We start from the raw sequence: 21,662 nt of genomic DNA, 5'->3' as shown, positions 1-21,662 counted from the left end.
CAGGCTATATTCTGGCCAGTCCCTGCTCTATTGCCTTTTCTGAAACTGCCTTTGCTACCGCTTCAGCAACTCTTGGATCGAACGGGCTTGGTATTACATATTCCTCTGTGATGTCGGACTCAGCTATAAGAGCAGCAATTCCTTCTGCCGCTGCCATCTTCATCTCATCAGTTATCTTCCTTGACCTTACATCAAGAGCTCCTCTGAAGAGACCTGGGAATGCAAGCACATTGTTGACCTGGTTCGGGAAGTCAGATCTTCCTGTTCCTACGACCCTTGCTCCTGCTTCCTTTGCATCATGGTAGCCTATCTCAGGCTCTGGATTAGCCATTGCGAACACTATGGCATCCTTCTTCATTGATGCTACCATTTCTTTTGTGATGACCTTTGGAGCTGATACGCCTATGAAGAGGTCTGACTCAGCCATAGCTTCTGCAAGTGTAAGCTTCTTGTTGTCATTGTTGGTCATCATGGCGATTTCCTTGACGACGAAGTTGTACTTGTCCATGTCGTCCCTGTGTATGACTCCCTTTGAATTGAAGGCATATATGTTTGCTACGCCGAATGCCTTCAGCATCTTTATGATCGAGCTGCCTGCAGCTCCTGCTCCTGATACTACCGCAGTTATGTCCTGAGGCTTCTTCTTTACTATCTTTAGAGCGTTGATGAGTCCTGCAGTTACGACGATTGCAGTTCCGTGCTGGTCGTCATGGAATACAGGAATGTCGAGCTCCTCTATGAGCTTTCTTTCTATCTGTACACATCTTGGAGCGCTGATATCCTCAAGGTTGATTCCGCCAAAGGTTGGAGCTATCATCTTGACGATGTTTATGATCTCATCAGGATCCTTGGTATCAAGGACTATTGGAATCGCGTTGACTCCGCCGAATCTCTTGAAGAGAACTGCTTTTCCTTCCATTACAGGAAGTGCTGCTTCAGGTCCGATATCTCCAAGTCCGAGAACCGCAGTTCCGTCTGAAACTACCGCAACTATGTTGCCCTTCCAGGTGTACTTGAATGCGTCATCCTTGTTCTTCGCTATCTCGAGGCATGGCTGTGCAACTCCGGGTGTGTATGCAATCGACAGGTCCTCTTTTGTTTCAAGCGGAGCCTTCAATTCTACAGTGAGCTTGCCCTTCCATTCAGCGTGTTTTTCCAATGCGATTTCGTAGATAGTTTTCATGTTATCCTCCTTAGATTGTGTTATGGTAAGTTTCGTTCAGACCGGTTCCATTTCCTATATTCATGAGTTGGCAGAAGCCTTGCAGGCTTCTGCCAAAATATCGGACGTTCTATGATAACGATTGTATACTCACAAGTTAACATATTGTTCAAACCCTTGTCAATCTCATATGAATACAAAGGTAGGACCAATTTGGATTTCAAATTTGACAACCTTTGAATATCAAAGGAATTCGCCTGCATCATTTTTTGGATTATAAATTTAACGTAAACATATTCCGAAACGATGCTTTTATTTCAATAAAGTGGTAGAAATTTGAACAATGAGGAACAGCTATGCACTTTATTGAAAAGATAATGGCAAAGGCTGAAGGATGGAAACCTGTAGAAATCTGCAAAATTATAATGGTGTCCGTGGATTTTGTAGATTTCGACACCCTTGATTCCAGACAGTATGTTAATCCTCAGGGTTTTTCTGGATTCATATTTCTATAGGTAGTAGAATCAACATATGGAAGCGAAGGAGGGATGAACTTGAAGAAATGCATAATAAACGGAGTCGTCATAACAATGGATGACTCAAGAAATATAATCGAAGACGGATTTGTAATAATTGACGGTAATGAGATCAGTGAAATCGGAAACATGAAAGACCTTAAGGTGTCAGGCGATATGGACGTAATAGATGCCAGAGGCGGAATCGTCATGCCGGGCTTCGTCAACTGCCATACCCATATTTCAATGTCGGTGTTCAGAGGACTTGGAGAGGACATGCCTGACAGGCTCAGAAGGTACATGTTCCCAATGGAGGATGAGCTGCTTGATGAAGAGATGGTGGGGATCGGAGCAAGGCTTAGCCTCATTGAGCTTATACAGGGTGGAGTCACAACCTTCTGCGACATGTACTACTTCGAGGATGAGGTGGCAAAGGCCGTCAGGGATTTCGGGATGAGGGCGGTCCTTGGAGAGACCATCCTGTCGAAGCCTTCACCGGACTCAAGCGAGGCCTACGGTGGAATTGAATACGCAAAGAGATTCATATCAAAATGGAAGGGTGACAGCCTGATTACTCCAGCATTTGCACCTCATGCGCCATATACGTGCGATGATCAGCATCTTATGGAAATAAAGAAGCTTGCTGATGAGCTGGATGTACCAATTACGATGCATCTCTCGGAGATGCTCCACGAGATGGAGGAGTTCGATTCAAAATATGGTAAGACTCCGATAAAGCATCTTGAGGATATCGGATTTCTTTCGGAGCGTCTCATAGCGGCACACCTTGTTTACGTGGATGACGAGGACATAGAAGTACTTAGGAGAAATGGAGTTGGAGCTGCCCACAACGTGGTAGCGAACGCAAAGAGCGGAAGGAAGGTATCTCCCGCACCTGCAATGCACAAGGCAGGCATGAACGTTGGTCTCGGAACAGACGGCCCTATGAGCGGCAATCATCAGGATATCCTGTCACTTCTTGGTTACTATACCAAGATCCAGAAGCAGGCAGCTCTGGACAACAGGATCTGTCCCGCAGTTGAAGCTGTTGAGCTCGGTACAATCGGGGGAGCCAGGGTACTTGGAATGGCAGATGAGATAGGGTCGATTGAAATAGGCAAGAAAGCCGACATCATAATAATCGATACCTCGGCGCCTAACATACAGCCGATTTATGACTACTACTCGGCGATAGTGTATGCTGCGCATCCTCACAATGTGGTGATGACTATGGTCAATGGCAGTGTTCTCATGTCGGACAGAAAAGTACTCGTTCAGGATGAGGATAGGTTGATAGACGAAGTCAGGGAGGTTTCTAAAAGGATATCAAGATTTGCAAGAGAACTTGACCAAAGAGCGAGACTCTGATGAAATGCATCAAGGAGGCAGAGGAATGGGTAAGATACCGGTAATAATAGATACGGACCCCGGGCATGATGATGCTATTGCCCTTATGCTTGCAATATCCAGCGATATTTTGGATATCAGAGGAATAACCGTTTCAGCAGGCAACAGCACACTTGATAACACGACAGGAAATGCATTGAGGATCCTCACGCATCTCTCTAGCAGCGTTAAAGTTTATAAAGGGGCTGAAAGACCTATACTTTCAGTTCTTAAGCCATCAAAATCCATACATGGTGAGAACGGGCTTGCGGGTACTTCTCTGCCAGAACCAAAAGGGATGGCGGAATTAAGGAATGCTGTGCAGTTTCTGGAGGATGAGGTAAAGCATTCAGTAGAAAAGATTAAAATAATCGCACTTGGCCCGCTTACAAATATTGCCACATTCATCTTATCTTCACCTGAGCTCAGGCACAGGATAAGTGAGATATTCATGATGGGAGGAGCAGTTTTTGGTGGAAACAGGACTCCTGCTGCTGAATTCAATGTCTGGCAGGATCCGGAGGCTGCTCATATCGTATTTGAGTCAGGGATTCCCATCGTTATGTGCGGTCTGGATGTGACAAGGAAATGCGGAATGCTCGAAAAGGATATGGAAAGGATCAGGAAATCCAAAGGGAAGGCTTGCGTCCTTGCTACCGAAATCATTGATTTCTTCGGTAATGCAACCGGAAACAGTGAGGTCATATTCCATGATGCAGTAGCAGTAGCGAGAGTACTTAGACCAGAGCTGTTCAGGGCTTCAAACTACAATGTGGTAATTGACCTTGACGGGAGATATACGAGGGGCTGCACAGTAACAGACACCATAGGAATAAGCGGAGGAAGGATAAATGCTGAGGTAGTGATGGATGCAGACAGGGAAGGAGTATCTGCATTTATTGCAGAGTCACTCCTTAAGCTTGATGGGGAATCCGGGAGGGTAATATGTTAAAGAAGCCTATTATACTTGACTGTGATCCCGGTGTGGATGATGCCTTTGCGATTATGCTGGCAAACAGCAGCAATGGTCTGGATATCCGTGCGGTAACTGCAGTATCCGGGAATGTGGGTATTGAACATACATCGAGGAATGCAATCCGTCTTTGCTCAGTGCTGAATATGGACATAAGGGTAGGGATAGGTGCGTCAATGCCGTTGATCATAGAACCAAGATTTGCAGGGCATATGCATGGCGACAATGGACTCGGAGGACTTGTTCTCCCTGAGGCAGACCTTGTTTTTGACAGCATGAAGGCCTGGGACATAATATATGACGAGGCAGTAAAGCTGGAAGGGGAGCTTGAAATCGTTGCTGTAGGTCCCCTCACTAACGTTGCCATAGCATTGCTTAAGTACCGGGACCTTAAGGGCTTTATAAAGAGAATCACAATGATGGGTGGTTCTGTAACCGCTGGAAACCATTCGCAATATGGTGAGTTCAACACCTGGGCGGACCCTCATGCAGCTGAAATTGTGTTCCAGTCAGGAATCTCAATTACCATGTTCGGACTTAATGCAACGACCCAATGCGCTTTGCCATTTGATGATCTCAGGCGTCTTGGTGAAAAGGATTCTATAGTAAGTGAACTGATTCTTGGAATATACGATTATGTGAAGTCAACCAGGAGGGGGGCAGGCAGCAGGATAACGCTTCATGATGCGATTGCTGTGGGATACCTTATTGATGAAAGGATTGCTGATACAAGGAGTGCATTTGTTTCATGCGAAGCCGCAGGAAAACATACGCATGGGATGACGATAGTCGACTTTGAGATGCGAGAAGGAAAGTCTCCAAATGCTGAAGTGGCAATGGTTGCCTATCCAGAGATCTTCGGGAAGCTGCTTGAAGAAATGGTAGGATTTTATATGATGAGTAAATGAGGATAAGAATTTCGGATATTTGTAATGGACAAGGAATTTACAGTTATTGAATCCGTAAGAACCAAGAGAAAATAATTCTTATGGCCTTCAAACAAAATGTAGTAATGGATCATTGGCAAAAGGCACTTGCGTAGCGATACCTGAGCTTTGTAATGGGATGGAACCAATAAGTTTTAAGTTTCACAAACTTCCAATACTATTGAGAGATATTGGCAACATCTGTTATAATTGGAATATCCAGACAGAGATTATAGACTGCAAAAGCAAGATTTCTATTATTTGCCCGGATGCTGAATATGGCTATACATATTAATATATATAGCGACCTAACACAATAATACCAAACGTTGGAATACCTCACGACCCGTCCAGTCGCGAGGTATTTCAACGTCCAAATATAAATATCTGATTTTAGTTTTCAGATGTCCAGTGCTATCCTGCCATCCTTGATCTCAATTATCCTGTCTGCCTTTTCTGCAATCCTTCTGTCATGGGTTATGATCACGAAGGTTGTCCCGAACTTTTTGTTTATATCCCTCATCAGGTTGTATATGTTCTCAGTTGAATCAGAGTCAAGGTTTCCTGTAGGCTCATCTGCAAGTATTATCCTCGGATTGTTCATTAGTGCTCTTGCGATTGCTGTCCTTTGCTGCTGTCCGCCTGACATGTTGGAGGAGAGGTTGTTCCTGACCTTTTCAAGGCCTACCAGCTGCATGAGCTCTTCAGCACGGGCTTTTGTTTCCTTGTTGCTTTTTGCCATTATGTTGTTTGGAAGAAGCACGTTCTCAAGGGCTGTGAATTCAGGCAGCAGATAGTGGAACTGGAATATGAAGCCAATGGTTTTGTTCCTTAGTGCAGCAAGCTCGTTCTTTACCATGCCGTCAGTTCTTTTTCCGTCTATTATGACCTCGCCGCTGGTTGGCTTATCCAGTGTGCCTACAATATTAAGAAGGGTGCTTTTTCCGCTTCCCGACTGACCTATTATGGATGTGAAGCTGCCTTCCTTTATGTCTAGGCTCAGGTCATGGAGAACCTGGGTCTTAACTTGGTTTCCGTATATCTTGTTTATGTTCTTAAGCTTTATGATGTCAGCCATTTCTAATCACCTCTATAGGATTGAGCTTTGAAGACTTCCGTGCTGGTATAAGAGCTGCAAGCATCGATGCAAGAACAGCTACCATTGCCGAAAAGGCAATGAACCTGTAGTCGATGAAGAGCGGTACCACAGGAGTTCCGTCTGGGTTAAGGGCAAACTTTGAGAAGGAGAAGAGAAGGCCGAAGCCGAATGCTACTCCAAGCACTGCACCGGCCATGCCAAGAAGCAATCCCTGAAAGAGGAATATGAGGCTTGCAGTCCCATCCTTTATTCCCATAGCCTTTAGTATTCCAATCTGCCTTGATTTCTGAACTACAGTTATGGCAAGGATGCTTGCTATTCCCAGCAGCACCGATATCATTACAAACACCTGTATCATTATGCTTGATACGCTCTGACCGTTAAGTCCGCTGAGAAGCTGAGCATTCTGGTCCTTCCAATTGTCGACAAGGATTTCGTCCCCTGCAATTTCAGCTACTTCAAGTGCCATTGCATCAGCCGAAAAGACTTCATTAACCTGCATTTCGATTGAAGTGACACCCTCATCATAGGAGAAGACCTTCTGTGCAGTATCAAGGCCTGATATCAGCCATGACTTGTTGAGACTGGCTACCCCAAGGTCAAAGATTCCTGTAATCTTGAACTGCTCGGTCTGGCCAAGGTTTGTTATGAGCTCAAGTGAGTCTCCAATCTTCAATCCAGCTTCATTCATAAGGTCAGTACCTGCAAGTGTCTCGAAGTCATTAGCTGGGAGAACTCCTTCAACCAGGCTGTCAGAAATATTGTAAATTCCGTCAGCCTTTTCTATGTCAAATCCCCTTAAAAGAACGCTGTATGTATCCTCATCAACCTTTACAAGTGCCGGACCATCTGCAGATGCTGATATTGCTTCAATATTACTGATCTCTGACATTATCTTGTCTGAAAGAATGGAATAATCCTTGATCAGACCATCATCATTCTTCGATGTCAGGGTAATGTGCGGCTGGCTTCCAATGGTCTTATCAACAAGGCTTTTCTGAAGCCCCTGGATAAGCGAGCCTATGAATATCTGAACCGATACTCCAATGGCGATACCTATCGCTATCAATATTGTCTGCCCTCGGCTGGAGCCAAGGAACCTTACTGCTATCCTAAATGGTAGTTTCATATTCCCTGCCTCCTCCTAATTTCTCGATATCCTCAAAGCTTGTGAGATAGCTGTCTGCTCCAAGGCTTGATGCCTTATCATGCAGCTTGGAAAGTGCGCTTCCGCCTGCAAGTATCTTAACTGAATGATCAGCCTTTCTTATTAGCTCTATGGTATTCCTTGCAGAAACCAGGTTATAGGGGTTGGTTATGCTTATAGCTATGTAATTTGGCTTGTCAACATGTATTCCAGCCACAAAGACTTCCTTTGGAGTGTTGCTTCCCACGAAAGTAGTATCATACCCGTTTATAGTAAAGTAGTCAGCTATCATCCTGGCTCCGATTTCATGGTACTCATCTACCGGGCATACCACCGCAACCTTTTTGAGTTCAGGGTGAGAATTCCTCTTTTCCCTTTCCTTTATTACATATGGATAGCAGTTCTCAACGATTGTTTTAATGATTGAGCTCCGTACATGCTCCTTCCAGATATCCGTCCTTTCGTCTCCTGTCAGCTTCATCTCATTAAGTGATTTCGCCAGGACTTCCTCATAAACCTCAACTATCCCTGCTTCGCCTGACTCCAGTTTCCCAACAATATATTCCAGTGCTTTTGCTCTGTCTTCCGTTTCAATTATGGATATGAACTCTTCAGCCATACTGTTCATCTCATACACTCCTAATAACTATTATTTCTTAACAACTATTCTTGATTATATGATATACCACGATATGAAATATAGCAAGGGTAAAATTAAATTTTATGAAATTAATACCACAATATGGGTTAATATCAAGTGTTAGAGATGAGAAGTATTTTTGGCTTTTCATCTGAAGTGTAAGTTCATCAGATAGACCGCAAAATAATTCGGATTTTTCAATGCTGAAGGCATCCACTCTTACAATGAGAATGTGGATATCGAGGATGTCCAGAATGCTGGTATGATATATATCCTGTCCCTGTGTGACCTGCTAGGTCTATAAAAAATGCGGCAAGGCTGAGCTTTGCCGCATTTTTGTGTGTTGAAAAGTCTAAGGATGTGGCACAATGTAATTAGCATTTGTTGGAGGTATTGTTATGAATGAAAAGGATTTGAGTACCTGGAAAAGACTTTATGAAGCAGCGAACCTGCTGAAGGTTCAGAAGCCCTGGGATCTTATTGATGATTATGACTTTGTGACCATTGAGCTGAAAGGCAGGAAAGAGGCGGTTTATTGCAGAGTTTTAGGGGAGCTTGAGAGGGCTTATATTATAAATGTCTTTGAGTCTTCTGATGCTCTGTTCGATGCTATATATGAGATGGAGCATGATGAAATTCCATGGCATCAGAACTCGAGGTACGTCAATTGCTTAAGTGTCGTATATTCCGACAGGGAGATTCTCATTCCGGAAGACAGGAGGATGATAGATCTGCTTGGACTTAAATATCGGGGCAGAAAGGCATGGCCACTTTTTAGGTCTTATGAAAAAGGATATGCTGGAACGCGGCTTAATGCAGTGGAAGCCACCAGGCTTGCGGAAGTGCTAGAGCAGCTGGCTCAGGCTATAGCTGACATGCGTGCTGGAAATCTTGAACTTGACATCGATGGTGAAGAGACGATACTGAGAAGATTCAATAAGAAGACCAAATCCTGGGAGACGCTGGTGGCACCTCTTAACGATGAACCGAAGCATATCGAAAGCTTCAGTTTGACAGATGAAATCATGATGAGCCAGCTAAAGAGGATCAAGAAGCTTCAGAAGGTAGTGGAAATAGATGTAATGCATCATATAGTAAGCATAGATAATGCTGCAATTAGAAAGCGCAGGCTTGCCCGATTCGCAATGGCTTGTGAAGTGGATAAGCCTTCAGAACCTTACATTACTTCCCCTTTGGAACCTGAGGATGATGAAATTTCGACGATTCTCAATATCCTGATCGGATACATTAATGAGATTGGAAGACCCCGTGAAATCATTGTAAGGGATGATATCATTGAAATTGCGATACAGGAAATATGCAGAGAGCTTGGAATAAAGACATCAGTATCTGAATCACTTCCTGCAATCGATGCAATCTTTGAGTCTATCACAGGGTTGGATGAGATTGATGAGGATTGATTCCGGGCTCGAACGAGTCCATGCTTAATGTTGACTTTTGGCAGAAATAAATGAAGTGAGGCGGAGAATGGATACTGTAGTTTTGTCACATGCACTGTATAAGGATGGAATGGATGTCTTAGAAGGCAAGGTAGATATGGTCATCACGAACAACGGGAAAAGCGATGAAATCCTGGAAGAGCTGAAGAAAGCGGATGGGTTCATACTTAGAATCGGAAAAATCGACAGGAAGGCAATAGAAGCATGTCCTGGGCTCAGGGTGATTACCCGTACAGGCGTAGGTTGCGACAATGTTGACCTGAAAGCTGCAACTGAAAATGGGATACCTGTGGTATTCTGTCCTACTCAGCATGCCAGAGCGGTAGCTGAACATACTTTAGCTATGATATTCGCGCTATCCAAGAATCTGATAGAAAGCCACAATGAGACACTAAAGGGAAATTTCAACATTAGGAACAAATACCAGGCAGTCGATGTCAAGGCTAAGACAGTCTCTATAGTCGGATTCGGAAATATCGGGAAAGAACTGGCCAGCTTGTGCAAGGGTATCGGCATGGACGTGCTTATCTGTGATTCACTTAAGAAGAAGGAAATGGTAGAAAAACAGGGGTACAGATTCACTGACAAACTGAGTGAAGCAATAGCAGCAGCAGATTATCTGTCCTTGAACATACCATACCGTCCTGAGACAAAGGATATAATCTCTAAACCTCAGTTAGACCTCATGAAAAAGAGTGCATTCCTTCTGAACTGTGCGCGTGGCGAACTGGTTAATGAAAAGGACCTTCATGATGCTCTTTTTGAGAAGAAAATTGCAGGAGCAGCGATAGATGTCATGCAGGTGGAACCCATTCAGAAGGAGCATCCTCTCCTAAGTCTGGACAATATCATTGTAACGCCTCATATGGCTCCGTTGACCAAGGAAACTACAGCGGAAATAGTAAAGATAGCTGCAGAAGGGACGCTTGCTGTCCTTAGCGGTCAGAAATGGCCTTATGTTGCCAATCCTGAAGTATACGACCATCCAAGGTGGAATTCATAAGCCGTTTCTTAAGAAGAATATTATAATACAACAATTGGCTCCTCTGAAGTGTGTGTAAGAAACATCTCTTCAGAGGAGCATTTTATTGTCATTGGAATGTGACTGTTATGTGCCATGAACTGAATTGAGAACATAGGGGACTTTGTAAGCATCCAAATGAAAGTGACCCCTGTCAGACAGAGGTCACTTTAAACATCACGATTAATATGTATTTACTTTAGATGTCTCCAGAGTGTGGTTCGGCTGATTCCAAGCTGTTTGGCTGTGGTTGTGAGATTATCGTTGTTAAGCTTAAGACACCTTTTTATGACCTCTTTGCTGATATCGTCCAAAGTCATGGAGGCATCCAGCTTCAGGTGGATGGTATCCTCAGAATCAATCTGTGCGCTGGAGCTGTTAGCAAGAACCGCTGTTTCCTTTTGAAGTATGGATTTGACATTATCCTTTGTTATATATGGAGTAGTGGTAATCAGTGACAGTTCATTAAGTACGCGCTTGAACTGTGTGTAGTTGTACGGCCAGTCGTATTCCTGGAGCAGCGCTATCGCATCTGAATCAAATCCGAGCACCTGGTTAGTGGTGTTCAGGTTTAGATTCCCAAGATAAAGGCTGGAGGCGTCAGGTATCTCTTCAATCTTTTCCCTTAGAGGGTCCATATGGATATTCGAGCATTGGAGCTTGTTCATGTACTCCAGGCGTACGGCGAGCTTTGACTCATCCGATGTATTGACGCATGAGATTATCAGCTTGTTGCGCTTATGGAGAACAAGGTCCCGTATCAGCGACAGAAGATCCAAAGCGCTCTTTTCTGATAACTTGTGCAGGTCACTGATGAATATCACATTTGATTTGTCCAGCAGCGGCGAATTTGTATTCGTGGTCAGGAATTTCAAACCCTTTTCATTAAGGAGGCCACAATCAATATTTACCATCGGATTATTGGAATAAGGATGATAAGTATAAAGCAGGTTGGCCATTTGTGATTTTCCGGTACCTACCTCACCTGTGAGCATTATCGGGGATTTATTGAGACTTAGCTGCTCGATATCATAATGGTTCTTGCTGGTCGTGTTGATGATGCTGAAAAAACTGTTGAAGAATGAATCTTCAACCTGAGCCTTGTTATAATAGTTGATTCCGTTAAGCTGTCCGGTTGAAGGTGCCTTGTCATATCTGAAGTAGTAGACTGCATATTCCCTGTCCTGATTAAGGATTTTTCTACCTTGGATTGTGAACAGGTTTTCGTTTATGGTCTTGTACAGTTTATGGTTTCCGAGTTTCAGTGTATTAGGGATCTCGCTTCTCAGTAGGTCCGTAATGGTTTCAATATCATCAGACGTAATGGAATCAAAGATTATATTGCTGTTGTTATCGAATACGATGACGTTGTCGCCATTTCCCCTGATGATTTCTTCAAGGAACTTATTGTCCTCTTTGACATGTATGTAGCTTTTGTACAGCTTCACGGCCTGGTCTATTGCACTTTTGATGCTTTCCTCACCGGATGTTATAAGGATGGCATTCATCCCCATCCTCTTGGCAAGGGTCGTTGTTATCATGTCGCTAAGCACCATCTTATATCCCTGTGCCTTCAGCATCTTCAGGGTTTCGTTGGCTTCTTCCTTGCTGTGGATAGTAAAGTGGTCGATGTTCGACTGCAAAACATCACAAAGGAGCTGAGCGCTTGTTATGATTGCAGGATATCCAACGATAGCGTATTTTTCGGAATAGTTTTCAGCCAGCTTGATAGTCCTCAGGATATCATATACTGATATGCTGATCTCGATCAAAGGGATTTCTGTGATTTTGCTGATCATCTGGGCGGTACCGCCTCTGGAGATGATGACATCGCAGTTGCTTCCGATATTCCGCTTGGCGATTTCCACTCCTTCATTAAGGTCGCCAACAAAGACATTAAGGTCAATATCATCTCTTTGGGAAGCGATTCTTGTCATTGTTGACTTCATGCCTTCATAGGGTGCTATGCCTAATATTTTAACTTTATTTTGACTCATGATTATGCTCCTTAAATCGATTCCCGATTTCGTTTACTTATGAAACAATGATAGCACAAACTAAAAATAGAATCCATAATTTTGTAAACTGTTTCAAAATTAAACGTAAAATGAATGATAATACAGTTGTAAACGATAAATTCATCAAGTAAAATTGAAACATAAGTAAGAGGTTGCAAATGAAGTTGCAAATTGAAACGAACTGAATGGAGGTAAACAATGGTGAAATTAATAGTAATTGCAGATGATTTCACAGGAGCCCTTGATACAGCCGTTCAATTCGCTTCCGAGGGTGCTAATACAAAGGTTGTTGTGGATTCTAACTATCAGCTCAGTCAAATCAATGAAGATGTTGAGGTACTGGTCATAAATGCCGAGAGCAGACATCTTTCATCTGAAGAAGCATACCTGGTTGTTTATAGAATTGTAGAACAGGCTGTGATTTTAGGGATACCGAATATCTTCAAAAAGACAGACTCTGCCTTAAGAGGAAACATCGGAAGTGAATTGACTGCAGTAGTGGATGCTTCGAAAAAGACAGTTCTTCATTTTATCCCTGCTTTTCCGCAAATGAGAAGAACGACTAAGAATGGAGTCCACTTTATAGATGGAGTACCAGTGCATGAAAGTGTATTCGGGAAGGATCCGTTTGAACCTGTGAAAAATTCGGTGGTATCTGATATCATCCGGGAACAGAGCAAGATTAATCTCATCAATGTTTTTGAAACAGAAGATGTGGCAGATGTCAAAAATCCTACTATCAAGATATATGATGCGGGGACCGAAGGAAGGCTGACAGAGATCGTAGAAGGGCTGTATGTTGAAAATCAGCCGCTCCTGATTGCCGGATGCGCGGGACTTGCAGCAGTACTCTCCAAGAAGCTCAGCTTCAGTAAAGGAAGAGACAAGAATCCGATAATTTGCAGGAGTCTCCTGGTGGTGTGCGGAAGTGTCAATCCGATAACTCTTACACAACTTGAGCATGCGGAGAAGAATGGTTTCAAAAGGGTGCATCTGACAACTGAGCAGAGAATGATGGATAGCTACCTGGAAACGGATGGCAGCACCAAAGCTGTTAAGGGATGGATGGATATCTTCAGTCATAATGACAAATGCATTCTTGACAGTCAGGATCCGACAGACGGCTTAGCTGACCAGGACTTTATTGACGAAAACAAACTTACCATAAATGATGTGAGGATGAAAATTTCAACAAATATGGGAAGAATCATTAAAAGGCTTCTCCAGGAAGGCCTTGAAAGCGCAATCATGATAACCGGTGGTGATACTCTAATGGGATTCATCAACCAGACAGATATAAAGGAAATCACACCTATTGAAGATGTTGTTTCAGGAACAGTCCTCTTCACGATTGAGTTCGAGGGAAGGACGATACAGATACTTAGCAAGTCAGGCGGATTCGGTGATGAGAAATTGCTGATTACACTGGCAGAGCGGATGTTCGCGAATAGAAAGGAGATTGCACATGCTAGATAAATACAATCTGAAAATGCCCAAGGAAGTATACAGCGGGGTTAACGCGCTTGATAAGCTGAAGGATATCCTCAAGGGCAAGAAAAAAGTAGTCATCTTCACTGACAAGGGGATAGCAAACTCAGGGCTTCTCGAGATACCTCTTCAATATGTAAAGGAAGCAGGCGTCTCATATGATCTTCTCGATGACCTGAAGGTAGAGCCTTCATGCGACGAGGTCCAGGAAGTCGTTGACAGGTTCAAGGCAACGAATGCAGAACTTATAATAGCAGTAGGCGGAGGCAGCGTCATGGATACCGCGAAGCTTGCTTCGGTGCTGTTTACAAATGAGTATACAGTAAGAGACCTGCTTGCTGATCCTTCCAAAGCAGTTAAGAACATAAAGACACTCATGATACCTACGACAGCAGGAACAGGTTCTGAAGCAACACCGAACAGCATAGTGCTTGTACCTGAGAAGCAGATGAAGGTCGGAATAGTAAACGATGAGATGATATCTGACTATGTGATACTTGATGCTGTGATGATCAAGAAGCTTCCAAGGAAAATAGCGGCAGCTACGGAAATCGACGCACTATCACATGCAATTGAATGCTATACATCAAACAAGGCCAACCCGTTCAGCAACATGTTCGCACTTGAATCGTTGGACCTTATCATGAACAACATAGAGGAAGCCTGCAACAACCCGGAAGCAATGGAAGCAAAGAACTCGATGATGATCGCTTCGTTCTACGCAGGAGTCGCGATAGCCACATCAGGAACTACAGCAGTCCATGCACTTTCGTATCCACTGGGAGGAAAGTACCATGTACCTCATGGAGTGTCGAATGCAATAATGCTCATGCCGGTCATGAGGTTCAACGAGCCGATGTGCAGGGAGCTGTTTGCAAAGGCATATGACCGTGTAAGCAGGTCAAACCCAGCGCTGACTGTTGAAGAGAAATCCAAATGGATGCTGAACAGGCTTCAGGAGATCCTTGTGAACCTGGACATACCGACTAACCTCAAGGATTATAATGTTCCGGAATCAGACCTGGATATACTTGTTGAATCAGGAATGGAAGTCCAGAGACTGCTTGTCAACAACATGAGACATGTCACTCACGAAGATGCCAGAGCGTTGTATCTGGAAGTACTGTAAGGAGCGCAGAAGAGATGGTAGAAATAAAAGGTATAATTCCAGCTATTATAACCCCGATGAACGCGGATGAGACAGTAAATGAGACTGAACTCAGGAAACAGATACAGAGACAGCTTGAAGCAGGCGTACATGGAATATTCCCTTTCGGAACGAATGGTGAAGGCTACATACTTAGCGAGGCTGAAAAGAAGAGAGTACTTGAGATAGTTGTGGAAGAGGTCAACGGAAAAGTTCCGGTATATGCAGGCACAGGCTGCATCGGTACTAAGGACACCATAAGACAGTCACTTATTGCAAAAGAGGTTGGAGCGGATATCCTTTCAATAATAACTCCTTCATTCGCACTGGCTTCACAGAATGAGATCTATGAGCACTACAAAGCGGTAGCTGAAGCCGTTGATATGCCGATCGTACTGTATAACATACCGGCAAGGACCGGAAACTCCATAGCACCAGCTACAGTAAGAAAGCTCAGCCAGATTCCCAATATCGTGGGAGTAAAGGACAGCAGCGGAAACTTTGACAACCTTCTGCAATATATAGAGGAAACCAGGGACAGAAAGGATTTCGCAGTACTTGCCGGAAATGATTCACTTATACTATGGAATCTATTGGCTGGTGGAGCTGGCGGAATTGCCGGATGTGCAAATGTTTATCCTAAGACAATGGTAGGGATATACGAACACTTTCTGGCAGGGGACATGGAAAAGGCACGTGAGGCACAGGACAGCCTGAGAAGCTTCAGGAACTGCTTCAAGTTTGGAAATCCTAACACAATAGTTAAAAAAGCCGTTCAATTGTTAGGTTACGAGGTTGGATCATGCAGAGCTCCCTTTAACCAGGTATCTGCAGAAGGCGTAGAAGCTGTACAGAAGGTCCTGGATGAAAATAAAGCAAAAAATATGTGGTAGGAGTTGAGAGATGAGCGAAAAGCTGAAAATCGGCATCACAATGGGTGATCCTGCCAGTATAGGTCCTGAAATCACAGTAAGGGCATTTGCAGACAAGTCACTGTATGAGATGTGCAGTCCGGTTGTCATCGGTGATGCTGCTGTTATGGCAGAAGCACTGAAGATTGTGGGAAAGCCGGAGATAAGGATCAATTCAATCGACAAGATATCAGACGCTAAATTCGAGTACGGTACAATAGATGTTTATGACATGAAGCTTGTTGACTTAAGCAATTTTGAAAGAGGCACCGTTTCAGTCACATCAGGTGAAGCAGCGTTCCAGTATGTAAAGACAGTCATAGAACTTGCTCTTGCCGGTGAGGTTGATGCAACAGTCACGAATGCACTAAATAAGGAAGCGATAAACTTAGCCGGTCATCATTATTCCGGACACACCGAGATATATGCGGATCTGACTAAAACAGCTAAATACTCGATGATGCTTGCACATGAGAACCTAAGGGTAGTCCATGTCTCAACACATGTATCACTTAGAAAAGCATGTGACCTGGTAAAGAAAGAAAGAGTATTGGAAGTCATAAGGATTGCATACAAAGCCTGCAAGGACCTCGGAATAGAGAATCCGAAAATAGGTGTCGCAGGACTTAATCCTCACAGTGGGGAGAACGGGCTTTTCGGGGATGAAGAAATACTTGAAATCATCCCGGCAATCAATCAGGCAAAACAAGAAGGCATAATTGTTGAAGGCCCAATACCGCCGGATACGATTTTCTCTAAAGCAAAAGGGGGAATGTATGACATAGTAGTTGCCATGTATCATGATCAGGGTCATATTCCGCTTAAGGTCCTGGGGTTTGTGTACAACCAGAAGGAACAGAAGTGGGATGCGGTGTCAGGTGTAAATATCACTTTAGGGCTGCCAATCATCAGGGTTTCTGTTGATCATGGTACGGCGTTCGATCAGGCAGGTAAAGGTACAGCCAGTGAGCTCAGTTTGAAGAATGCCATCGAGTATAGTATTCTTTTGGCTAACAGTAAAAAAAATAACTAATTGGAGGGAAATTATGTTAAGTTTAAGGAAAAAAGTTCTTAGTCTTGGTCTTGCAATGATGATGACAGTAGGTATGGCAGCGTGTGGTGCAAAGACACCGGATCCGACTCAGGCGCCAACAGTTCCCGGAGCACCAACAACGGCTCCAAAGCTTGACCTTGATGCAAACGTTCTTTTTGCTACCTTTGAAGTTGGAACAAGCAACTACAATATCTCAGCAGAATTCGGAAAGCTTTGGGAAGACAATGGAATAGGAACTGTCGATGTACAGCCTATATCACCTGGCGGAATGGGAGCTCCTTACCTGTTTGAAGGCGGAAAGGCCGATATGGCATTCATAAACGGCGCACCTGCAAGATGGGCTATGGAAACCGGTACTCTTGGAAAAGCACCTACAGACGGATACCTTGCAATGGTTGGAGAGCTTTCAGCGGTTTCAGCTGTAAACTTCCTCACTAAGGCATTCATCGACAAGTACAAGGTTAGCACCATAGAAGAAGCAATCAGGCAGAAGCTTCCAATAAGGATAGGCTGCAGCCCGATAGGATCAATGGACAATGAAGTTGTCATGATACTGCTTGATTTCCTCGGAGTTACCGAAGCTGACATCAAGTCATGGGGCGGAGACATCGTCAGAGGCGGAGGTTCAGACCTTGCAGCTATGGTAAAGGACGGCAAGCTTGACTACATGCTTGACCACACTTCTGTAAACTCATCCACAATGCAGGAAGTTGCAATGTCAGTAGATGTAAAGTTCCTTCAGTGGGAAGATGCGACTATAGAGTATTTCGTCAAGGAAAAGGGATTCCAGAGAGTTAACATAGCACCGAACTCATGGAAGGGACAGACTGAGGCGATAGTCAACGCTGGAACACCTGACTGCCTGTTCGTAAGAGAAGATCTTGACGAGGAAGTAGTTTACCAGATGACTAAGATACTTTGCGAAAACAGGGATTACCTTGTAAAGGTATTTGCATCACTTGCGCCATTCAACCCTGCAACTGCATGGGAATCTGAAAGAATAGGTGGAGTTAAGCTTCATCCTGGCGCTGAAAGATACTTCAAAGAAGCTGGTTACATGAAATAATCAAAGGGTAATATCAATATTGGAGACCGTATGGTGCGGTCTCCAATAAAGATATAATAGGAGGAAATATTAATGGCAGATAAAGTCGAAGTACTCATCAACACGGACGATGGCCTTGTTGAGAAAGCGAAAATGTCGAAGACAAGATATATTGCGCTGATTATAGTTGCAATTTGCTTTATAGGATTCCAGATGTATTTGGCACTAGTAAGGCCTATGGATAGATGGCTGCAGGTTCCCTATCATCTTTGTTTTGGATTGCTCGCAACGTTCCTGTTCAAACCTATGGCTACTGGAAAGAAGAAGAAATGGGCTATTGCCTTATCGTGGATTTATGATGCGCTTTTGTTTGCAATGATCGCATATATCGCGTACTACTTCACTGCTAATCTGTCGTATCTCCAGAATCGAATCTATAATGTCGATACAATGAGAACACCTGACCTTCTAGCCGGATATATGATGGTGTTTGTGGTAATGGAAGCAGTAAGACGTACCATGGGAATGGCGCTGTTTGCCTTCATCACCTTCTTCATCGCTTATGCGTTCATCGGACAGAAGATTCCTGGAATATTCAAATTCAGAGGAATGTCCTGGCAGGGATTTGCTGAAGTTATGGTTATGGATGTCAATGGTATCCTTGGTTCTCCACTTACCGCATCCCTTAACACACTATTCTACTTCCTTCTGTTTGGAGCCTTCTTCTCTGTATGCGGCGGTGGCCAGGTCCTCATAGACCTTGGAATGAAGCTAAGTGACAAGACTGTTGGAGGACCTGCGAAAGCATCAGTAATATCCAGCGGCCTTATGGGAATGATCTCAGGAAGTGCAGTAGCAAATGTTACTACAACTGGAGTCCTGACAATCCCTCTCATGAAGAAGTCGGGATATGAGCCTCATCAGGCTGCTGCAGTTGAAGCTGTCGCATCTACCGGCGGACAGATAATGCCTCCTATAATGGGAGTCGGAGCCTTCATAATGGCTGAGATGATTGGCGTGAGCTACCTTAAGATTGCGACATCAGCCTTGATTCCTGCTCTTGCATACTACGGTTCGGTATTCCTTCTTGTACACTTCATCGCAAAGCGTAAATCGATGGTAAATCTCGGTGAAGAAGTAAAGTATGAATCAGATCCGATAGTTCCAAGACTCTATCAGCTTATTCCTATTATCGTACTGGTTCTTATCATAGTAACCGGTGGTTCCCTGACAAGAGCGGCTATCGTCGCAACTGCACTGTCTATCGCTGTAAGCTTTGTCAGCAAGAAGACAAGGATGAATGCTAAACAGCTTATCAATGCAACTCTTGATGGAGTCAAGCAGGCTGCAGGAATAGTAATTCCAACCGCAGCGTGTGGAATAATGATCGGTATCGTTGTCCAGTCTGGTGTTGCCAATAAGCTCACCAAGATAATCGCACAGACTGGTGATTCGAGCGTAGCATTGGCACTTATCTTCGCCATGGCTGGATGCCTCCTTCTTGGAATGGCACTGCCGACAGTTGCGGCATACCTTATAGCCAACATACTGTTCAGCTCGACATTAATCAATCTTGGAATCGGTGCACTGCCAGCCAACATGTTCATATTCTACTTTGGAGTTATTGCTCAGATAACACCTCCAGTATGTCTTGCTTCATTTACAGCAGCAGGAATTGCAGGTGCAAGCTCATGGAAAACAGGATGGACAGCCTTTGGATATGCATTCGTTTCATTCCTGGTACCTTTCGTATTCGTATTCCAGCCGGAGCTTCTCCTTGTATCCGGAACGTTTGTTGATACAGCCATTGCAGCAGCAGTTCTTGCATATGGAATAATCTTCCTAGCATCAGGATTGACAGGATACATGTTCATACCGTTTGAGAACAAGCTCATAAGGGCTTTGATGATAGCTGTTTCTATAATGATCATCATTCCTCACACCGGAATCACAATCGTCGGAAGTGCAATCGGAGCAGCTCTGCTAGTATACTACTTCCTTCAGTTCAAGAAGCGACCTAAAGTCCAGGCTGCAGCGTAGGCGGAGACAAAATATGATTGTAGATAAAATTAAGAACATTGAGCTTTACAAAAGCATGATACCGAACCTGAATAAGGGGCTGGAAGCTATACAGGAACAGATGGGCAAGATGGAGACAGGCCGCTACGAGTTTGATGGCGGATTCTTCATGGTCCAGAAGGGTGAATCGAAACCGATGGCCGAAGGCCTGTTTGAAGCACACAGGAAGTTCATCGATATCCAGATTGTGGTTGCAGGCGACGAAGAGATCGCATGGGCAGAACTGGGTGATTCGACTGAAAAGACTCCATACGATGAGGTCAAGGATGCCGCATACTATGAGGCTTCCGAGAAGAATAGCCTGTATGTATCAGAAGGGATGTTCTATGTCGCTTTTCCTCATGATGCACACAAGGCGATAAGGCACACATCCAATAGCCACAAGTTTGAAAAGATCGTCCTTAAAATGCCTGTAGGTCAGAAATAGTGGCTTAAGGCCAAATAATCAAGGGCAGATTATCAAGTAATAGAGGAGTATTTGCATGAAGAGCAGAAACATCCCAACGCTATATCCGCACAACCACGCATCTAACCTATTGCTTCTCAGCAATGGTGATGTCCTGTGCACATGGTTCGGGGGATCCTGTGAAGGAAAAGCCGATATTTCAATACACCTTGCAAGACTTGCAAGTGGAGCAGAAGAGTGGGGTAAACCAGTTATACTTTCTGATGACACTGAGCGTTCGGAACAAAATCCGATACTCTTTGAAATAGCACCAGGTGTCATATGGCTCATTTACACAGCACAGATTGGAATCCATCAGGATACTGCAGTGGTCAGATGGAGAAAGTCTGAAGACTATGGTCAGACCTGGAGCGAGATCAGGAATTTGTTCAGTGAAGCCGGTATCTTTGTAAGGAACCCTCCGGTTGTTCTGGAGAACGGCGATATTCTACTTCCAGCGTATTACTGCCTGAAGTCCAAATCAGGATTCCTGGGCGAAGACTATAGCGTAGTCAAGCGTTCAAGCGACATGGGCCTAACATGGAGTGAGACTGTCATCGATGGAAGCGCTGGTCTGGTGCACATGTCCCTGGTGGAGACAAAGGACAAGAAGCTTGTTGGTTTCTTCAGGAACAGACGGGCAGACTACATCTTCTCCACTGTATCGGAGGATGGGGGAAAGACCTGGAAGACTCCATACCCATTGGATCTTCCTAACAACAACTCATCGATACAATGCACAAAATTGAAGGACGACAGCCTTGTCCTGATATTCAATGATGTCAACAAGCACATGGCGCCACCTAAAGTTAACAGGCCACCATGGTTCGATAAGAAGGACATGGACAAGATTGAGCTCGATGCCACTGATGAACCAAGTTCAGTTTGGGGAGTCAGAAGAAATCCTCTGGTAATAGCAAGGTCTGTCGATGGTGGATTGACATGGGAAAGAGTCAGGACTGTCATTACAAAGGAAGGTATTGAAGGAGAACCCGAATTCTCATATCCTTCAATCAAGCAGGCCTCAGACGGAACTATTCATGTATCATATACCTATATGAGACAATTTATAAGACATGAAGAACTGACAGAGAACTTCGAATAAGAATAAGACAACCGGCTCCCCCAATTAAGCCGGTTGTCTTA

Annotated in this window: 19 protein-coding genes; 14 read left to right on the top strand and 5 right to left on the bottom strand. The window is 44.1% G+C overall.

Features of this window, described 5'->3' with window-relative positions; translation table 11 throughout:
• Positions 1 to 4: 4 nt before the first annotated feature.
• On the bottom strand, positions 5 to 1,183 hold the full coding sequence (locus tag J2Z34_RS07305; protein WP_209459213.1) for an NAD(P)-dependent malic enzyme: 1,179 nt from the start codon (positions 1,181 to 1,183) through the stop codon (positions 5 to 7).
• Positions 1,184 to 1,518: 335 nt separating this feature from the next.
• On the opposite strand from J2Z34_RS07305, the gene J2Z34_RS07300 reads away from it, so the two are divergent.
• From J2Z34_RS07300 to J2Z34_RS07285, 4 genes are read left to right on the top strand one after another with little or no spacing between them, the layout of a single operon-like run.
• The gene (locus J2Z34_RS07300; protein WP_209459212.1) at positions 1,519 to 1,677 is read left to right on the top strand and encodes a hypothetical protein; all 159 of its coding nucleotides are present in this window, start codon (positions 1,519 to 1,521) and stop codon (positions 1,675 to 1,677) included.
• Positions 1,678 to 1,716: 39 nt separating this feature from the next.
• Positions 1,717 to 3,045 (top strand): amidohydrolase, encoded by a 1,329-nt coding sequence (locus J2Z34_RS07295; protein ID WP_209459211.1) that lies wholly within the window; start codon positions 1,717 to 1,719, stop codon positions 3,043 to 3,045.
• 25 nt (positions 3,046 to 3,070) lie between these two features.
• Positions 3,071 to 4,015 (top strand): nucleoside hydrolase, encoded by a 945-nt coding sequence (locus tag J2Z34_RS07290; protein ID WP_209459210.1) that lies wholly within the window; start codon positions 3,071 to 3,073, stop codon positions 4,013 to 4,015.
• Positions 4,009 to 4,944, top strand: coding sequence for a nucleoside hydrolase (locus tag J2Z34_RS07285; RefSeq protein WP_209459209.1), 936 nt, complete (start codon positions 4,009 to 4,011; stop codon positions 4,942 to 4,944). The genes J2Z34_RS07290 and J2Z34_RS07285 overlap by 7 nt, the downstream gene beginning before the upstream one ends.
• 418 nt (positions 4,945 to 5,362) lie before the next feature.
• On the opposite strand, the gene J2Z34_RS07280 is transcribed toward J2Z34_RS07285, so the two are convergent.
• Genes J2Z34_RS07280 through J2Z34_RS07270 form a run of 3 tightly spaced genes read right to left on the bottom strand, consistent with a single transcriptional unit; the run spans position 5,363 to position 7,836 of the window.
• Positions 5,363 to 6,040: an ABC transporter ATP-binding protein gene (locus J2Z34_RS07280; RefSeq protein WP_209459208.1), complete on the bottom strand. Its 678-nt coding sequence runs from the start codon at positions 6,038 to 6,040 to the stop codon at positions 5,363 to 5,365.
• Entirely contained in the window at positions 6,033 to 7,190 is a 1,158-nt protein-coding gene (locus J2Z34_RS07275; RefSeq protein WP_209459207.1) for an ABC transporter permease, read from the bottom strand. Before J2Z34_RS07275 ends, J2Z34_RS07280 begins: the two co-directional genes overlap by 8 nt.
• Positions 7,174 to 7,836, bottom strand: coding sequence for a cobalamin B12-binding domain-containing protein (locus tag J2Z34_RS07270; RefSeq protein ID WP_209459206.1), 663 nt, complete (start codon positions 7,834 to 7,836; stop codon positions 7,174 to 7,176). Before J2Z34_RS07270 ends, J2Z34_RS07275 begins: the two co-directional genes overlap by 17 nt.
• Before the next feature lie 410 nt (positions 7,837 to 8,246).
• On the opposite strand from J2Z34_RS07270, the gene J2Z34_RS07265 reads away from it, so the two are divergent.
• Together J2Z34_RS07265 and J2Z34_RS07260 are read left to right on the top strand one after the other, a co-directional pair.
• Positions 8,247 to 9,269, top strand: coding sequence for a DUF7309 domain-containing protein (locus J2Z34_RS07265; protein WP_209459205.1), 1,023 nt, complete (start codon positions 8,247 to 8,249; stop codon positions 9,267 to 9,269).
• A gap of 67 nt (positions 9,270 to 9,336) precedes the next feature.
• Complete coding sequence (locus tag J2Z34_RS07260; protein ID WP_209459204.1) at positions 9,337 to 10,311, top strand: hydroxyacid dehydrogenase; 975 nt, start codon at positions 9,337 to 9,339, stop codon at positions 10,309 to 10,311.
• Between the two features lie 212 nt (positions 10,312 to 10,523).
• On the opposite strand, the gene J2Z34_RS07255 is transcribed toward J2Z34_RS07260, so the two are convergent.
• Entirely contained in the window at positions 10,524 to 12,326 is a 1,803-nt protein-coding gene (locus J2Z34_RS07255; RefSeq protein ID WP_209459203.1) for a sigma-54-dependent Fis family transcriptional regulator, read from the bottom strand.
• Between the two features lie 219 nt (positions 12,327 to 12,545).
• On the opposite strand from J2Z34_RS07255, the gene J2Z34_RS07250 reads away from it, so the two are divergent.
• The 8 genes from J2Z34_RS07250 to J2Z34_RS07215 all read left to right on the top strand — a co-directional run bounded on the left by J2Z34_RS07250 (position 12,546) and on the right by J2Z34_RS07215 (position 21,621).
• A complete protein-coding gene (locus tag J2Z34_RS07250) occupies positions 12,546 to 13,823 on the top strand; it encodes a four-carbon acid sugar kinase family protein (RefSeq protein ID WP_209459202.1) in 1,278 nt (425 codons plus the stop codon).
• Positions 13,813 to 14,964, top strand: coding sequence for an iron-containing alcohol dehydrogenase (locus J2Z34_RS07245; RefSeq protein ID WP_209459201.1), 1,152 nt, complete (start codon positions 13,813 to 13,815; stop codon positions 14,962 to 14,964). Before J2Z34_RS07250 ends, J2Z34_RS07245 begins: the two co-directional genes overlap by 11 nt.
• A gap of 14 nt (positions 14,965 to 14,978) precedes the next feature.
• The gene (gene dapA / locus J2Z34_RS07240) at positions 14,979 to 15,875 is read left to right on the top strand and encodes a 4-hydroxy-tetrahydrodipicolinate synthase (RefSeq protein WP_209459200.1); all 897 of its coding nucleotides are present in this window, start codon (positions 14,979 to 14,981) and stop codon (positions 15,873 to 15,875) included.
• A gap of 10 nt (positions 15,876 to 15,885) precedes the next feature.
• Complete coding sequence (gene pdxA, locus J2Z34_RS07235) at positions 15,886 to 16,926, top strand: 4-hydroxythreonine-4-phosphate dehydrogenase PdxA (RefSeq protein ID WP_280922311.1); 1,041 nt, start codon at positions 15,886 to 15,888, stop codon at positions 16,924 to 16,926.
• 13 nt (positions 16,927 to 16,939) lie between these two features.
• Complete coding sequence (locus J2Z34_RS07230; protein WP_209459199.1) at positions 16,940 to 18,013, top strand: TAXI family TRAP transporter solute-binding subunit; 1,074 nt, start codon at positions 16,940 to 16,942, stop codon at positions 18,011 to 18,013.
• Positions 18,014 to 18,085: 72 nt separating this feature from the next.
• On the top strand, positions 18,086 to 20,032 hold the full coding sequence (locus tag J2Z34_RS07225) for a TRAP transporter permease (protein ID WP_209459198.1): 1,947 nt from the start codon (positions 18,086 to 18,088) through the stop codon (positions 20,030 to 20,032).
• Between the two features lie 13 nt (positions 20,033 to 20,045).
• Complete coding sequence (locus J2Z34_RS07220) at positions 20,046 to 20,498, top strand: NanQ anomerase/TabA/YiaL family protein (protein ID WP_209459197.1); 453 nt, start codon at positions 20,046 to 20,048, stop codon at positions 20,496 to 20,498.
• 55 nt (positions 20,499 to 20,553) lie between these two features.
• Positions 20,554 to 21,621, top strand: coding sequence for a sialidase family protein (locus J2Z34_RS07215; RefSeq protein WP_209459196.1), 1,068 nt, complete (start codon positions 20,554 to 20,556; stop codon positions 21,619 to 21,621).
• The last annotated feature ends 41 nt before the right edge of the window (positions 21,622 to 21,662 follow it).

The sequence above is a fragment of the Youngiibacter multivorans genome, assembly GCF_017873395.1.
In the GTDB taxonomy this organism is placed as follows: Bacteria; Bacillota; Clostridia; order Clostridiales; family Clostridiaceae; genus Youngiibacter; species Youngiibacter multivorans.
The sequence above is the reverse complement of the archived record's forward strand: the minus strand, read 5'-3'. Positions and strand labels throughout refer to the sequence as shown.

Excerpts from the sequence above, each read along its gene's own strand:
- J2Z34_RS07305 (WP_209459213.1), bottom strand. The coding sequence starts at position 1,183 with ATGAAAACTATCTACGAAATCGCATTGGAAAAACACGCTGAATGGAAG.
- dapA (WP_209459200.1), top strand. The coding sequence starts at position 14,979 with ATGGTAGAAATAAAAGGTATAATTCCAGCTATTATAACCCCGATGAAC.
- J2Z34_RS07245 (WP_209459201.1), top strand. The coding sequence starts at position 13,813 with ATGCTAGATAAATACAATCTGAAAATGCCCAAGGAAGTATACAGCGGG.
- J2Z34_RS07225 (WP_209459198.1), top strand. The coding sequence starts at position 18,086 with ATGGCAGATAAAGTCGAAGTACTCATCAACACGGACGATGGCCTTGTT.
- J2Z34_RS07285 (WP_209459209.1), top strand. The coding sequence starts at position 4,009 with ATGTTAAAGAAGCCTATTATACTTGACTGTGATCCCGGTGTGGATGAT.
- J2Z34_RS07265 (WP_209459205.1), top strand. The coding sequence starts at position 8,247 with ATGAATGAAAAGGATTTGAGTACCTGGAAAAGACTTTATGAAGCAGCG.
- J2Z34_RS07220 (WP_209459197.1), top strand. The coding sequence starts at position 20,046 with ATGATTGTAGATAAAATTAAGAACATTGAGCTTTACAAAAGCATGATA.
- J2Z34_RS07215 (WP_209459196.1), top strand. The coding sequence starts at position 20,554 with ATGAAGAGCAGAAACATCCCAACGCTATATCCGCACAACCACGCATCT.
- J2Z34_RS07255 (WP_209459203.1), bottom strand. The coding sequence starts at position 12,326 with ATGAGTCAAAATAAAGTTAAAATATTAGGCATAGCACCCTATGAAGGC.
- J2Z34_RS07270 (WP_209459206.1), bottom strand. The coding sequence starts at position 7,836 with ATGAACAGTATGGCTGAAGAGTTCATATCCATAATTGAAACGGAAGAC.
- J2Z34_RS07300 (WP_209459212.1), top strand. The coding sequence starts at position 1,519 with ATGCACTTTATTGAAAAGATAATGGCAAAGGCTGAAGGATGGAAACCT.
- J2Z34_RS07260 (WP_209459204.1), top strand. The coding sequence starts at position 9,337 with ATGGATACTGTAGTTTTGTCACATGCACTGTATAAGGATGGAATGGAT.
- J2Z34_RS07280 (WP_209459208.1), bottom strand. The coding sequence starts at position 6,040 with ATGGCTGACATCATAAAGCTTAAGAACATAAACAAGATATACGGAAAC.
- pdxA (WP_280922311.1), top strand. The coding sequence starts at position 15,886 with ATGAGCGAAAAGCTGAAAATCGGCATCACAATGGGTGATCCTGCCAGT.
- J2Z34_RS07250 (WP_209459202.1), top strand. The coding sequence starts at position 12,546 with ATGGTGAAATTAATAGTAATTGCAGATGATTTCACAGGAGCCCTTGAT.
- J2Z34_RS07275 (WP_209459207.1), bottom strand. The coding sequence starts at position 7,190 with ATGAAACTACCATTTAGGATAGCAGTAAGGTTCCTTGGCTCCAGCCGA.
- J2Z34_RS07290 (WP_209459210.1), top strand. The coding sequence starts at position 3,071 with ATGGGTAAGATACCGGTAATAATAGATACGGACCCCGGGCATGATGAT.
- J2Z34_RS07230 (WP_209459199.1), top strand. The coding sequence starts at position 16,940 with ATGTTAAGTTTAAGGAAAAAAGTTCTTAGTCTTGGTCTTGCAATGATG.